This is a genomic window from Aedoeadaptatus urinae (assembly GCF_900155585.1).
Classification (GTDB): Bacteria; Bacillota; Clostridia; order Tissierellales; family Peptoniphilaceae; genus Aedoeadaptatus; species Aedoeadaptatus urinae.
In genome coordinates, this window is the sequence record NZ_LT707417.1 from 356,142 (window position 1) to 369,673 (window position 13,532).

At 52.6% G+C, this 13,532-nt stretch carries 9 protein-coding genes and 1 other RNA gene; 4 read left to right on the plus strand and 6 right to left on the minus strand.

Features of this window, described 5'->3' with window-relative positions:
* The first annotated feature begins 5 nt into the window (after nt 1-5).
* Nucleotides 6-357: a transfer-messenger RNA gene (gene ssrA / locus BQ7397_RS04065) on the plus strand.
* Between the two features lie 303 nt (nt 358-660).
* Here the strand turns inward: ssrA and BQ7397_RS04070 are convergent.
* Nucleotides 661-4,890, minus strand: a complete 4,230-nt coding sequence (locus BQ7397_RS04070; RefSeq protein ID WP_077074835.1) for an S-layer homology domain-containing protein — start codon at nt 4,888-4,890, stop codon at nt 661-663.
* Between the two features lie 277 nt (nt 4,891-5,167).
* Here BQ7397_RS04070 and serC point away from each other — a divergent pair, with 277 nt between their 5' ends.
* From serC to BQ7397_RS04085, 3 genes are read left to right on the plus strand one after another with little or no spacing between them, the layout of a single operon-like run.
* Entirely contained in the window at nt 5,168-6,253 is a 1,086-nt protein-coding gene (serC, locus tag BQ7397_RS04075; RefSeq protein WP_077074836.1) for a 3-phosphoserine/phosphohydroxythreonine transaminase, read from the plus strand.
* A complete protein-coding gene (locus BQ7397_RS04080; protein ID WP_077074837.1) occupies nt 6,246-7,424 on the plus strand; it encodes a phosphoglycerate dehydrogenase in 1,179 nt (392 codons plus the stop codon). The genes serC and BQ7397_RS04080 overlap by 8 nt, the downstream gene beginning before the upstream one ends.
* A gap of 9 nt (nt 7,425-7,433) precedes the next feature.
* Nucleotides 7,434-8,663 carry a DUF1015 domain-containing protein gene (locus BQ7397_RS04085; protein ID WP_077074838.1) on the plus strand — a complete coding sequence of 410 codons (1,230 nt, stop codon included), beginning with the start codon at nt 7,434-7,436 and terminating at the stop codon, nt 8,661-8,663.
* Nucleotides 8,664-8,739: 76 nt separating this feature from the next.
* On the opposite strand, the gene BQ7397_RS04090 is transcribed toward BQ7397_RS04085, so the two are convergent.
* From BQ7397_RS04090 to BQ7397_RS04110, 5 genes are all read right to left on the minus strand, one after another.
* Nucleotides 8,740-9,492, minus strand: coding sequence for a zinc-ribbon domain-containing protein (locus BQ7397_RS04090; protein WP_077074839.1), 753 nt, complete (start codon nt 9,490-9,492; stop codon nt 8,740-8,742).
* A gap of 15 nt (nt 9,493-9,507) precedes the next feature.
* Nucleotides 9,508-10,596 (minus strand): AI-2E family transporter, encoded by a 1,089-nt coding sequence (locus BQ7397_RS04095; RefSeq protein WP_077074840.1) that lies wholly within the window; start codon nt 10,594-10,596, stop codon nt 9,508-9,510.
* Nucleotides 10,583-11,425, minus strand: coding sequence for a hydrolase (locus tag BQ7397_RS04100; protein WP_077074841.1), 843 nt, complete (start codon nt 11,423-11,425; stop codon nt 10,583-10,585). The genes BQ7397_RS04095 and BQ7397_RS04100 overlap by 14 nt, the downstream gene beginning before the upstream one ends.
* 121 nt (nt 11,426-11,546) lie before the next feature.
* A complete protein-coding gene (locus BQ7397_RS04105) occupies nt 11,547-12,425 on the minus strand; it encodes a MetQ/NlpA family ABC transporter substrate-binding protein (RefSeq protein WP_077074842.1) in 879 nt (292 codons plus the stop codon).
* A gap of 162 nt (nt 12,426-12,587) precedes the next feature.
* Entirely contained in the window at nt 12,588-13,511 is a 924-nt protein-coding gene (locus tag BQ7397_RS04110) for a MetQ/NlpA family ABC transporter substrate-binding protein (protein ID WP_077074843.1), read from the minus strand.
* Nucleotides 13,512-13,532 lie beyond the last annotated feature (21 nt).

Genomic DNA, 13,532 nt, shown 5'->3' on the forward strand with positions numbered 1-13,532 from the left:
CCCATGGGGACGAAATGGCTTCGACGGGGATTCGGAACCCGAGGTAGCAAGCCGTTGATGAGTCAGGCAACGTAAAAATGGCTCAAAAAAATTAAATGCTAACGAAAACAATTTAGCACTGGCAGCGTAAACTACGCTACCCACGGAACTAAGAGGACCACGGCTTAGGGAAGTGTCAAATCAGTGGTGAAACGTCGTCGGTCAAGCTTTGCCCCGACGCCGGAATTAATGAAGCTACCTTTTAGCGGCCTTTTGTTTTTCTTTTCGCTCTAAGGGAAATTTAAAGAAAAACTGAGCTTGGAGAAACCTCGGTGGAAGAGTTCTCGGACGCGGGTTCGACCCCCGCCGTCTCCACCAAAACAGCCGGATTGCATCTGCAGTCCGGTTTTTTCTATGCCCTGAAAAAATGCAATAACCTTTTGACGAAGAATCCTTAAATTAAAAAAACGAGATAATCGAAAAATAGGGGCGGAATTTCGAATTGTAATTTGCGAAAAGGGCCGTTTTTTAAAATTACAGCCGCGGTTAGTGCCTCCTTTTTTCAAAAAAGCGGCGTTTTTTAAAATTACAGACGCAGATTGCGCCTCCTTTTTTTCAAAAAAGCGGCGTTTTTTGCAAGAAAAAAGGGAGTACATCGTGTACTCCCTAAAAAATTATTTTTTATTTGTTGCTTACGGCCGTGAGGATGTCGTTATAAGCCCAGTGGTCGGGGCTGATGTCCGTAAAGGGATTGTCGACGACGGTTTTTTGTAAGCGGAAGGTACGGTTTGCCATGGCGACGGCTTCGGCGCGGCTGACAAGTGCGTCGGGGCGGAAGCTGTTGTCTCCGTAACCTTTAATAATGCCTTGTGCGTAGGCTTTGTCGATGGCATCCTTCGCCCAGTGGCCGGCCGTATCCTTAAAGGGATTGGGGGCGGTGGTGTCTTTTAAGACGTGGGAGAGGATGGCGGCAAATTCCGCGCGGGTAATGGGTTGATCGGGCTTAAAGGATCCGTCGGGATAGCCTTTCATATAGCCGGCCTTGACGACGTCGTTGATGGCGGCGTTGTACCAGCCGTCGGCGTCCTTAAAGTCGGGCTTGGTGCTGTCCATACCGGTGAGCTTGCAAAGTCTCGCCAAAATGGCGGCGGCTTCGGCGCGGGTCATGGACTTGGCGGGACGGAAGGTGTGGTCCGGGTAACCGGCGATGTAGCCCTTTGTGAGAGTCGTGCTTGTTTCCTTCTTGGGAGCCGGCTTTTCTTCCGGTTTCACTACCTTGTTCGCAGGAGCCGAAGGCAGAACGACATGGCCGCTGCCGGAACCCTTATCCGAAGGAGAATCGGGCTTGCTCGGCGTCGACGGATTCGACGGATTCGAGGGATTGGTCGGATCGGAGGGGTTGGAAGGATCCACCGGTTTTTCCGCCTTTCCATATACCAATACGATTTCACCCTTGCTGTTTTTAAGCTCTTTAACGGTTTTGCCGTCGTAATAGGCGGAGCCGTAGTGGTTGGGGCCTTCCATGCCCTTGACGATTTCATCGGTGTCGGCAACCTTGTAGCCTTCGAAATCTTTTTTGAAGCCGTCTTTGTCTCTTAAGGGCAAGAGCTTTTGAAGGTCGCAGGGATGCAGGTGGTTGTAGGCTTTAACTTTTTCCGCAGGCACGATGTCCTTGCCGTCTTTGTCCACGTGGCGGACGGTGACATCAGTGAGGAGCGGCGTCAGATCTTTCTTGGAGTCTTCGCCGTCGAAGCGAACGGTGGCGGTGACGGTGACTTCGCTGTCGAAGTGCACGCCGTCGGGGGCGACTTCGTATTTAAAGGTGGTACCTTCTTCGTAGCCCGGCCATTTGTCCGGTTGATAGCCGCGGGGCAGGATGACTTCCATAAGCATATTGTTGCCCTTGCCCGTCATGCCCGGGGTACCGCCGTTGATGCCGTCCAGCATGGTCATTAGGATGCGGGTGCCGCTGTCTTGGGTGGCGTCGTAAATGGGGGACCAGTAGACGCCGTTTTTGTCGATGAGACGCAGGCGAGTGTGGTCGGCATTTAAATTGGTGCCGTAAATCCAGACCAAGGTCTTCTTGGATTCTTGTCCCGTGGGCAAATTGGTGTGAGTAGTATCGCCGTCGTCCGCATTGCCGTAGGATTGAATTTGCATAAAGTCGATTTGCGGCGCGTCGGCCTCTGCGTCTTTCGGCAGAACCGATACCACCATGCGGCGGAAGCGGTTTTGCATATTGGAAACTTCCGACGAGTATTGGACGCCGTCGGTGGAAACGAGGACGCTGTAGCTTTGTACGCGATCCGTCGTGTTGGCCGGAGCGGTAAAGGTAATGGTTCTTTCGTTGGGGCTGCCTGTAATTTCGGGCGTCACGTTGAGTGGCGTCTTTTCCTTATCGTTTTCCAGAATCTTTACCTTCAAATCCTCGGGAAGGTTGTAGCCTTTAAGCTTCAGGACGACTTTTCCGCCTGTGGATTCAAGCTTGTAGCCCTGTTCAAATTTGGCGTCTTCGATATAAGGACCGTCTTTTTGAATGATGGATTCAAAGGCTTTGTTTTCTTTCTCTCTGTTTTCCTTTTCGTTGAAGAGCTTAAAGGTACGGGCGTCGACGACCAGTTTATAAGTTTTTACATCCTTAAAGATCGGATCTTTAAATTTGATCTGTAAAGTGTTGCCGTCGAAGGTGACCTTGTCGTCCGGGCCAATATTGACGGTGTCGCTTCCGGCGAGGATATGCACATTCTTCATAATGGCATTTGCGCGGGCTTCTTGCACCGGTTCGTGGAAGTCGACGACGAGGGTGTTGTCAAGAATGGTAAATACCTTTTTAGGTTCCAGGGCTTCCGTTTCGCGATTGGAGCCTTCCGATGTTTGGTGAATGGCCTTTTCGACGAAAGTATTGCCACCGTCCACGGAAGCCTTAAAGACGAATTTCGTATCCTTGTTCACTTCAGGGAAGGTGAAGGGAGCGGATTGGACGTTATCGCGTCCTTGGAAGTTGCCGGTCATGTAGTCGGCGAGCTTGACTTCCTTTTCCACGCCGTCTTCCACTTTATACAGCTTCGTGACGAGCTTTGCCTTGTCCAGATCTGTGCCCTTAATGGTGATGGTGGTATTCCCGCCGGCCAGGGGCAGTTGGTCGTTGGTGGCGGATACGTCACTGATACTTGCATTGACCGCTTCCCCGGCGGCTTGAGTAAAGGTGGCTACCGGATCGTCTTGGAAGACGGATTCGCTTCCCGTGGCGTTAAAGGTAATCTTGTAAACGACGGGAGAGGCTTTTTTATTTTCGGGGAAGGTGATGGTGACGGTTTTTTTCGATTTAGCTCCTGTGACCGTGTAGGGAAGGATTACGTCCTTTCCATTTGCCGTGATGTGCAGTTTCACATTCTTGGCATCGGTGTTGGGCGTGGCAATAACGGGGAATGTCTTTTCAGAAGATGCGGCGTCTATTTTTTCGTTGACATCGGTCATCATCATGATTTTTGAGTCTTGCACGACCGGAGGCGTCGTCGCCTTTTTTGCCACGGTAATCCTTGCCGGCTTCCATTGTGCGTCATTTGCCGCTTTGGCTTCTACGGTGTAAGTGACGTCGTTTGCCGTATCGTTTTTCGGCAGGGCGAGGGTGAAGTTACGGTCGTCTTTTGCGTCGGGCGTAAGGTCAGATACAGGTTTACCGTCTTTTTTTACCGTCCATTGAATATCACTTGCCTTGGCATTTTCCGCCTTGACGGTTAAAGCGACATTTCCGCCTGTAGTCGGTAGGCTTACGGGATCTGCAATTAAGCCTTTGACTGTCGGCACGGCAGGTGCGACCGGTCCTTCATTTGTCGTAACGGTGACATTTTTAAAGACATTTTTAGTCGTGTCACTTTTTAATAAAAACTTAATTGAGTATTTTTGTTCGGCACCCGAAGTATTCTCCGGAATCGTTAAGGTGGTTTTCAAACCTTCCGGAACTTCTGTCCATTTAATGGGAAAATTTTTTCGACCTCCGCGAATGAGAACGATAATAGGTTCGATATCCGTCGGCTCTAAGTTCTCGCCTTGTAGCGTTATTTCCACATCACCGCCGGTTCTAGGAAGACTTTCCGGTTTGATCGTCATGCCCGTTAAGGTCTTTTCGGTGGATGCTGCGCCAGATTTTGCCTTTACCGTAATTTTCACGGTTTGACTCGAGTCGTTTGCCGTAGAGAAAGTGGTGGTGTAGACGATGTCCTTATCTTCCGGCGCGGCCGGCATTGGTGCCGATGCCATAAAATCGTCACCAATTGAAATAAAGTTCCAATCAATATCGTCGGTGACTGCGCCGTCTTTTTTGGTGACGGTCTTAACGACATCACCGGAGAGATTGTATCCCGTAAAGTTCAAGGTGATATAACGTGAAGGAGAATCCGGCTCCAAGACAATTTCGGTTCGATTGACTCCCGTAATCGTCGGTTCAGCCGTATTTTTCGCCTTTACCGTAATGGTAATGACGTTCTTTTCGTCATATTTTGTGTCTGCTTTCTCCTTAATATAGAACTTATAGACCACATCCTTGGTCGTGTCGTTTTGCGGCAGCTTGCCGGAAAACTGTACGCCGGAATATTGAGAATCATCGGGATGGGCGATAGGGGTGTTAAACGGAGAGCTTGTAAGAGCTTTTCCATCTTTAAGTACGACGACTTCCATTTCGTTAGCCTTAACACCTTTCGATGCATAACGAATATTAATGGCGCCGCCATTTGAAGGCAGTGTACCTTCTTTTCCGTTTTCAACTGTCGGGTTCGGTGCTTCCAAAATTGTTTGGTGTTTTGCCTCTCCGCCCGTTTCCGGCACATCGCCTTGGGCAAAGACTTTTGCCGTGGGAGCGGAGCTGGTCAGAAAGAGCAGTAGGGCCATCAATAGGGCCAGTGTTCGTTTCATAAATCCTCCATTTCTTTTGCCGAGGTCTCGGCGAGTGATTTTCCTAAAATCTATTATACGGATTGAAAAGCACCATTCTATCGCAATCTTCGACCTATAGAAAAATATTTTTCGTTCGGGGGGGGTATCGGAAAATTCGATTGTCGAAGGGTCTTCGCCATCCATATACTTTATTTTTATCGCCGCCATATTGTTTCTTTCTCTCTGAAGGCGTATAATAAGGCAATATTCATAAAGCTTTAGTGCTTTACAGTGTTTTATTAGTAGGAGGTTTGTAATGGAAAGAGTATTTAATTTTTCCGCCGGCCCCTCCACCTTACCGGTGGAGGTTTTGGAGCAGGCATCGAAGGATATGTTGAACTACAAGGGCTGCGGCATGTCGGTCATGGAAATGAGTCACCGCTCTGGCGAGTACGGTGCCATTCACGCAGCAGCAAAGGAAGCTCTTCGATCTCTCCTGTCTCTCGACGAGGATCACGAGGTGCTCTTTTTGCAAGGGGGCGGGTCTCTCCAATTTACCATGATCCCCATGAATCTTTTGTCCGAGGGCGAAACGGCTTCCTACGTGATCTCCGGCTCTTGGGCAAAGAAGGCCTATAAGGAAGCGGCCATGCTTTATCCCGTAAAGGCCATCGCATCCTCCGAGGAGGACAATTTTTCCTATTACCCCGACCCGGATCAATCCAAGGCCGATAAAAACAGCGTCTATACCTACGCCTGTGTCAACAATACGATTTACGGCACCCGTCTCGCCCCGGATCGCCTGGCGGCCTTAAAGGGCACGGTGGTGGCGGATATGTCGTCCAATATTTTAACCGAGGTCTACGACGTGAATCGCTGCGGCCTGGTCTTTGCCGGTGCGCAAAAAAATCTGGGGCCCAGCGGCGTCACCGTAGTCATCGTGAAGAAGGATCTCTTGAAAAAGGAAAAGGGCGAGCTGCCCACCATGTTGGATTACAAGACCCATTTAGAAAAGGATTCCTTGTTTAACACCCCGCCTTGCTACAATATTTATATTTGCGGCATGGTGCTGGATTGGGTGAAGAAAATGGGCGGCGTGAAGGCCATGGAAGCCCGGAACAGGGAAAAGGCGGCGCTTTTATATGATGCCATCGACAACAGCGCTCTCTTTAAAAATAATATTCCCGCAAAGGATCGCTCCCTGACCAATGCGGTCTTCGTGACCGGGGACAAGGATCTGGACGCCGATTTCGTCGCCGGGGCCAAGGCCAAGGGCCTGTTTAATGTCAAGGGCCACCGCAGCGTCGGCGGCATGCGGGCGAGCCTGTATAACGCCATGGAAATCGACGGCGTGAAGGCTCTGGTTGATTACATGAAAGAATTCGAGGTGCAACGTGGCTAATGACGAACGACGGGTCTATAAGATTAAGACCTTAAACAATATTTCCAAGGAAGGGCTGAAGCTTTTGCCGGCGAATTTTATCGCCTCGCCGGATGTGGAGGATCCCGACGCCATTTTGGTGCGCAGCGCGGATCTTCACGATTACGAATTCGGCCCCAATGTGCGATTTATCGGCCGCGCCGGTGCCGGCGTGAACAATATTCCCATCGACCGCTGCTCGGAAAAGGGCATCGTGGTCACCAAGGCGCCGGGGGCCAATGCCAACGGCGTGAAGGAGCTGGTGCTTCTGGCTCTGCTCATGTCTTCGAGAGACGTCCTCGGCGGCATCGACTGGGTAAGAAGCTATAAGGGCGATGCCATCGGCAAGGATGTGGAAGCGGCGAAGAAGCGCTTCGCCGGCCCCGAGCTCATGGGCAAGACCCTGGGCGTCATCGGCCTGGGGGCTACGGGCCGCCGTGTGGCAAAAATGGGCATCGACATGGGCATGAATGTTATCGGCTACGATCCCTTCCTCTCCATCGGTAATGCCTTGAATCTGGATACCCGCGTGGACGTGGTGGAGGATCCCAAAGCCCTTTTTAACAAGGCGGATTACGTCACCCTCCACATTCCCTACACGCCGGATACGAAGAATTTCGTCGGCGAAGAGCTGCTCTCCATCGCCAAGCCGGGGATGCGCCTCATCAACATCGCCCGCGGCGGCTTGGTGGATGTCAAGGCCCTGAAGAAATTTATGGACGCCGGCGTCGTGGTGAACTACGTGGTGGACTTCCCCGATCCGGAAACCGTGAAGCTGCCCCATACCATCAACATTCCCCACTTAGGCGCCTCCACGCCGGAAAGCGAAGAAAATTCCGCCGTGATGGTGGTGCGCCAGCTGGTGGATTATCTGGATCACGGCAACATTCGCCACTCGGTGAACTTCCCCGATTCCAATATGGGCGTCTGCAACAGCATGGGCCGGCTTACGGTAAATCACCGCAACATTCCCAATATGCTGGGGCAAATCACCAAGGTTTTGGCCGACGAGGAAATTAATATCGCCAATCTTTTGAACCGCCACCGGGTGGACTGGGCCTACACCATGATCGACATCGACTCGCCGGTCCACGAAGGCCTTCGCGAAAAGATTTTAAACATCGACGGCGTGGTTCGCGTGCGGTTTTTCTAGAGGTGCCCCATGGTTACCATTAAAGACTTTAAGGCCCTGCGCCCGAAAAAAGACTTGGCCCACGAGGTGGCGGCCCTGCCCTACGACGTGTACTCCGTAAAGGAAGCGGCGGAGGAGATTAAAAAACACCCCCGCTCCTTTTTGCAGGTGGATCTGCCCGCCGCCACGGTAGATACCTACGACGGGCCCATTAACGAGGTGGCGGTGAAAAATTTCGAAGCCATGAAGGCCGAGGGGATTTTTTACCGCGACGATAATCGGAATATGTACGTCTACGAGCTGGACGACGGCAAGGTGCGCCAGCGGGGACTTATGTGCCTCGCATCCGTAGACGATTACGTGGAGGACCGCATTAAGAAGCACGAAAAGACCCGCCGCGAAAAGGAAGAGGATCGGGTGGATCACATCGACCGCCTAAACGCGCAAACGGGCCCGATCTTTCTTACCTACAGAAATAAACCCGCCATTGCCGATCTCATCGCAAAGGGCACGGCACAGGCGCCGGAGCTGGAATTTACCACAGACGACAACATTACCCACCGGGTATGGACCCTGAGCGATCGAGCCGTCGTGGACGGGCTTATGAATGCCTTTAAAGAGCAAGAGGCCCTCTACATCGCCGACGGCCATCACCGCTCCGCATCGGCGGTGCGCGTGGCGAAGAAGCGACGGGAACAATTCGGCTCGGGGGACGATGCCACGGAGTACAATTACTTTATGGCCATTTTCTATCCCGCCGATCAGCTCCACGTCTACGACTACAATCGGGTGGTAACGGACTTAAAGGGCATGAGTGAAGAGGAATTTCTCGAAAGGCTCGAGGAAAAATTTGCCGTCGAAGAAAAGGATGATGCCGTGCGACCCGACGAGAAGGGCATCTTCGGCATGTATCTGAAGGATCGTTGGTACCGCCTGGAATTTAAGGGCCACGTACCCGACGATGTCATCGAGGCACTGGACGTATCCATCTTACAGAACAATCTCCTCGCCCCCGTCTTGGGCATCGAGGATCCCAGAAGCGATACGCGCATCGACTTCGTCGGCGGCGTGCGCGGCTTAAAGGAATTGGAGCGGCGGGTGCACGAGGATATGGCCGTGGCCTTTTCCATGTATCCCACGGCCCTCGACGAGCTCATGGCCGTGGCCGACGGGGGCAAGGTTATGCCGCCGAAGTCCACATGGTTTGAGCCGAAGCCGAGAAGCGGACTCTTTATCCACGAGCTGGATGAAATAAAATAATAGACATCGGGTAAGCACGACGCTTGCCCGATTTTTTTGCGCAAGAAAAAGCCCTCGCCGTAGCGAGGGCGGGGGATCAATATTTCAGATCGCCGTTAAAATTTTTGTGTGAGGTCCAGCCGTCGCCGGTGTCGAGCCAAATAATATTGCCTTCGATGACCGTGTCGTAGACGTGGATAGTGGAGCCTTTTTCCAAGGCGTAGGCAATGGGGGCGTTAATAGACGGCTCCGTGCGCACATTGGCGTGAAGGGCCGTGGAGATGATGTCCTTGTCTTTCAGATTGGCTGCCACCTTGCTGAGCTTGCTGCCGTTGGAGGAAGTCTGCTTCGGCGGAGCCTGCTCTTTTTTCGGCGCGGGCTTTTTCTCCGGCTTCGGCGCCGGCTTTGCCCCATCTTTCTTCCGCTGCTCTTTCTGAGGAGCCGGCTGTTGCGGTGCGGGCGCTTCGCCTTGGCCCGCCGCAAACAGGCGCGCCTCTTCCCGCAGCCGGGTGGAGCGATCCAAATACTGCCTGTCGCCGGTTAAGTTGTAGAGCTCTCTGGCGACGAGAAGGGCTTGGTCGTAGTCGCCTTCAAAGGCGGCATCGTTCATGTCCTGAGTCATCCGGCTGATCTGCATATTCTTTTTCACCATGGAGCCGAGAAAGACGGCGAGGACGAGAAGCAGAGTGCAGGTCAGGACGATAAACGCGGTCTTCTTTCCGGATCGGGGGCGTTCATAGGGCGGGGCCTCCGCCTGCCTTTCATAGCGGATCGGCGTCATGGGTGCGCCGCAAGCGTTGCAATACGAGGCGCCGGGTTTTTGCTCCGAGCCGCAGCGAGGACATTTCATCGAATCACCTTCCTTTTAAGACTCGTGCTCTTCTTCGGGAATGGCGCAGAGGTTTTTGTTGCCGAAGCGTTCGTTTCGAATGCCCTTAATGATGATCTTCAGGCACATATACAGAGGCGATGCGATTAAAGCGCCTAAGACGCCGAAGAGATTGGCGCAGATCATGACGGCCACGATGACCACGAAGGGGTGAATGTCTAATTTATTGCCCATAATGTTGGGAGTGATGACATTGCCTTCCAGCTGTTGCACCACGATGCTGACGACGATGACCTTAAACACCATGCCGCCGCCCATGGTAAGCCCCACGAGGACCGCAGGCGCGGCGCCGAGGAAGGGGCCGATAAAGGGAATGAAGTTAAAGACCAGGGCGATGGCGGCGAGGGAGAGCTTGTACTTCAGGCCGATGACGGTGTAGCCGATAAACATGAGCACGCCCAAGACGCAGGCGACGAGAATCTGTCCGGAAATATAGGTTTCCAAAGTCTTGTGGATTTCGCTCAGGACTTCCATAATGCGGTCGTAATACTTGCCACGGGCCAAATAGTGAATGGCCTCCACGGCGTCGTCTTCGTCTTTTAACAGATAGAAGAGCCCCAGGACCATTAAGAGGATGAGGCTGCCCACGGCGCCGATATTGGACAGGCCGCTGGCCAAGAGGCGGGGAATGTCCCCGGCAAAGCCTTGGAGCCAGCCTTCGAATTTATCCACGTAATTGTTCAAAGGCACGTACTCGTTGATCTGCTTGTAAAGATCCGATTGGGTGTAGCGCACCAGGGCGTTTAAATCGAAGTCCTTAATAAAGCTTGAAGCCTGTTCGTAGATCATGGTAAAGGTAATGTAAAACAGACCCGCGGTTATGGCGATAAATAAAAGAAAAGTGAGCACGGCGGAAAGGCCGGGCTTTTTCGTCCATTGGGTGAGCTTGTCGCGAATGGGCCGAAAGGCGTAGAAAATATAAATCGCCAGAATCAAAGGCACGATCAACGACATGATCACGCTGTAAAGGGGGCTTAGAAATTTTCGCGTCACGCTGAAAAGCAGAATGATGAGAAAAATTAATGCGATGGTGATGAGGGATTCGATTAGTTTACTTCTTTTCATCTGAAAACTCCGGTTTAATTAATTCGATGGAATCGGCGGGGAAGACCAGGTCACGCTGGAATTCTTCCACGTGGAGCGTCGTCGGGTCGTTCTTCCCGGTATTGGAAGCTTCGCTTTTTTCTCTGTAATCTTCCATCATGGTCTTGAACAGTTCCGATGAAGAGGGCGGCGTGTAGGTAATGGCGTTGGCACCCGCCTCGGCGGTGGCGTGAATACTTTCTTCGTTTGCACCGCCGGTGGCGATAATGGGAAATTCGTTGCCGATAATGCTTCGTACATAGGCCACGAGCTCCGCGGTCTTCCTTCCGCCGGAAATATTTAAAATCCGTGCGCCGGCGTTGATCTTGCCGACGAAGTCGTCGTGCTTGGAGACCACGGTGGCGATAATGGGAATGTCCAAGACCTCGTACATATCCCGAATGACCTCGTTTTTCATGGGCGCATTGACCACCACGCCGTAGGCGCCTAAAAGCTCACATTCCAAGGCGATGGACACGCTGCGGGGGCCGGAGGTGGTGCCGCCGCCGACGCCGGCGAAGACGGGAATGGAAGAGCCCTGAATAATGGACTGCACGATGGCCAGCTGGGGCGTAAAGGGATAGACGGCAAAGACCGCCTGGGCGTTGGAATTTCGAATCACGGCGATGTCCGTGGAAAAAATCAGGGACTTAATCCGCGTGCCCTGAATGCGAATGCCGCTGGCATTGTAAATGGCATTGGGCATAAGCACCGGCTTCTTTCGAAGAGACGATTCGATTTCCGGAACGTACTTGTCTTTAATGATGCGAAACTCGCCCTTGGGGAGCTTGGATTTTTTAGAAATACTCAATGGGCACCTCTTTCTAAATTTCAGTGCGATGTGCTGAAGCCATTATATCATCGAGGGGGGCTCTTCACCACGATGGACACAAAAAAAGCCCCGAAGGGCTTTTTCAAGGAGGATGTGAAATTTATTTGCCCGGTCGATAGGCGGGATCGGCGGTGTTGCCGGCATCGGGGATGTCCAGCTCCCAAGCCATGAGTTGGGTCTTTTCGTACAGGCTGTCGTTTAATTCCTTCACTTCCGGGGTGCGGTAGTAGGAAGCGACTTTCTTGTACAGCTCGTTGTCTTTGTCTTCTCCCCGCGCCACCACGTAGTTAATATAGGGGGCGGAGTTTTCGTTGACCGGTTCCATAAAGATGGCATCGTCTTTCGGGGAGAGGCCGGCGTCGATGGCGAGGTTGGTGTTGATGACCGCGGCATCCACGTCGGGTAGGGTGCGGGCCACTTGGGCGGCATCCAGCTCGTCGATGGTGATGTTCTTCGGGTTTTCGACGATGTCCGCCTTGGTGGGGCTCACGCCGACGTCGTCCTTCAGCTTAATGAGGCCTGCCGCTTCCAAGAGAAAGAGGGCGCGTCCGCCGTTGGTGGTGTCGTTGGGAATGGAGACCTTGCCGTTTTGGGGCACGTCCTTTAAATCCTTGAGCTTGTCGGAGTAGGCGCCGATGGGGGAGATAAAGGTGCGCCCGATGGGTACGAGATCGGTGTTTTTCGACGCGTTGTAGGCGTCTAAGAAGGCCTTGTGTTGGAAGGCGTTTAAGTCGACGTCGCCGTTTACCAGGGCGTCGTTGGGGGTGTTGTAGTCGGAGAAGTGGACGAGCTCGATTTTGATGCCGTCTTTTGCAGCCAGCTCCGCGGCCTTTTCCCAGAGCCTTTGATCGTCGCCGACTACGCCCAGCTTGACTGTTTCTTTAATATTGGCGTCCTCTTTTTTTCCGCAGGCGGTGGCGGTTAAAAGTAAACCGGCACATAAGAGGACGGCGGTAACGGATTTTAAAATGTGTTTCATGTTTTTGTTTCCTTTTCTAATGATGTCTCGATTGATTCCGGGTGTTCAAAGTTTTTCCGTCCACGCCCGGGACCGCTCCATTAGAGTCGATCCCCTCGTAAGCGGCTGGACGGATAGAGCATTCGTGCCTTCCGTTTCATACTCGGCCCTTCTTTCTTCAGCTTATTTCGCTTCTTCGGTTTGACCTAAGTTTTTCAGATCCAATTTCCAGGCGGCGTATTGGCTGCCCTTGTAGAGTTCTTGCAGCAGTTCGTCGACATTGTCTTGTTGGTAGTAGCCGACGACTTTTTTGTAAAGCTCGTTGTCCTTGTCTTCTTCACGAGCGACGACGTAGTTAATATAGGGTGCGATGCTTTCGCCTAATTCTTCCACGAAGATCGGGTCTTTTCTCGGATCCAATCCGGCGTCGACAGCCATGTTGCCGTTGATGACGGCGGCGTCCACATCGGGGAGGGAGCGTGCCACTTGGGCGGCGTCCAATTCGTCGATTTGTACGTTTTTCGGATTGTCTTTAATGTCTTTCACCGTGGGGGTGAGGCCGGCATCGTCCTTTAAGGTAATGACGCCCGCTTGTTGCAATACGATGAGAGCGCGTCCGCCGTTGGTGGCGTCGTTGGGGATGGCGACCTTGGCGCCGTCGGTGAGTTCCTTTAAGTCCTTAACCTTTTTGGAATAGACGCCGATGGGGGAGAGGTAGGTCATGCCGATGGGCACGAGGTTTTGTTTTTTCGCCTTGTTGTAATCGTCCAGGAAGGCCTTGTGTTGGAAGGCATTTAAGTCGATGTCGCCGTTGACCAGGGCGTCGTTGGGGGTGTTGTAGTCGTTAAAGACCACGATGTCCAAGGTGACGCCGTCTTTTTCGGCATTTTCTTTTGCCTTTTCCCAGAGGCGTTGGTCGTCGCCGACGACGCCGATTTTGACGACCTTGCCGTCGGTTTTTTCGTCGGCCTTGGCCGCTTGCGCGTTGTTGTTTTTCGCCGCGTCGTTGTTTTCTTTTGCCGCGTTGTTTGCGCCGCCGCCGCAACCGGTGAGAACCAGCGCCGACAGGAGGGCGATAGAGGTGACTTTCTTCAGTATTTGCTTCATGATAGGCTCCTTTCGTTTTGC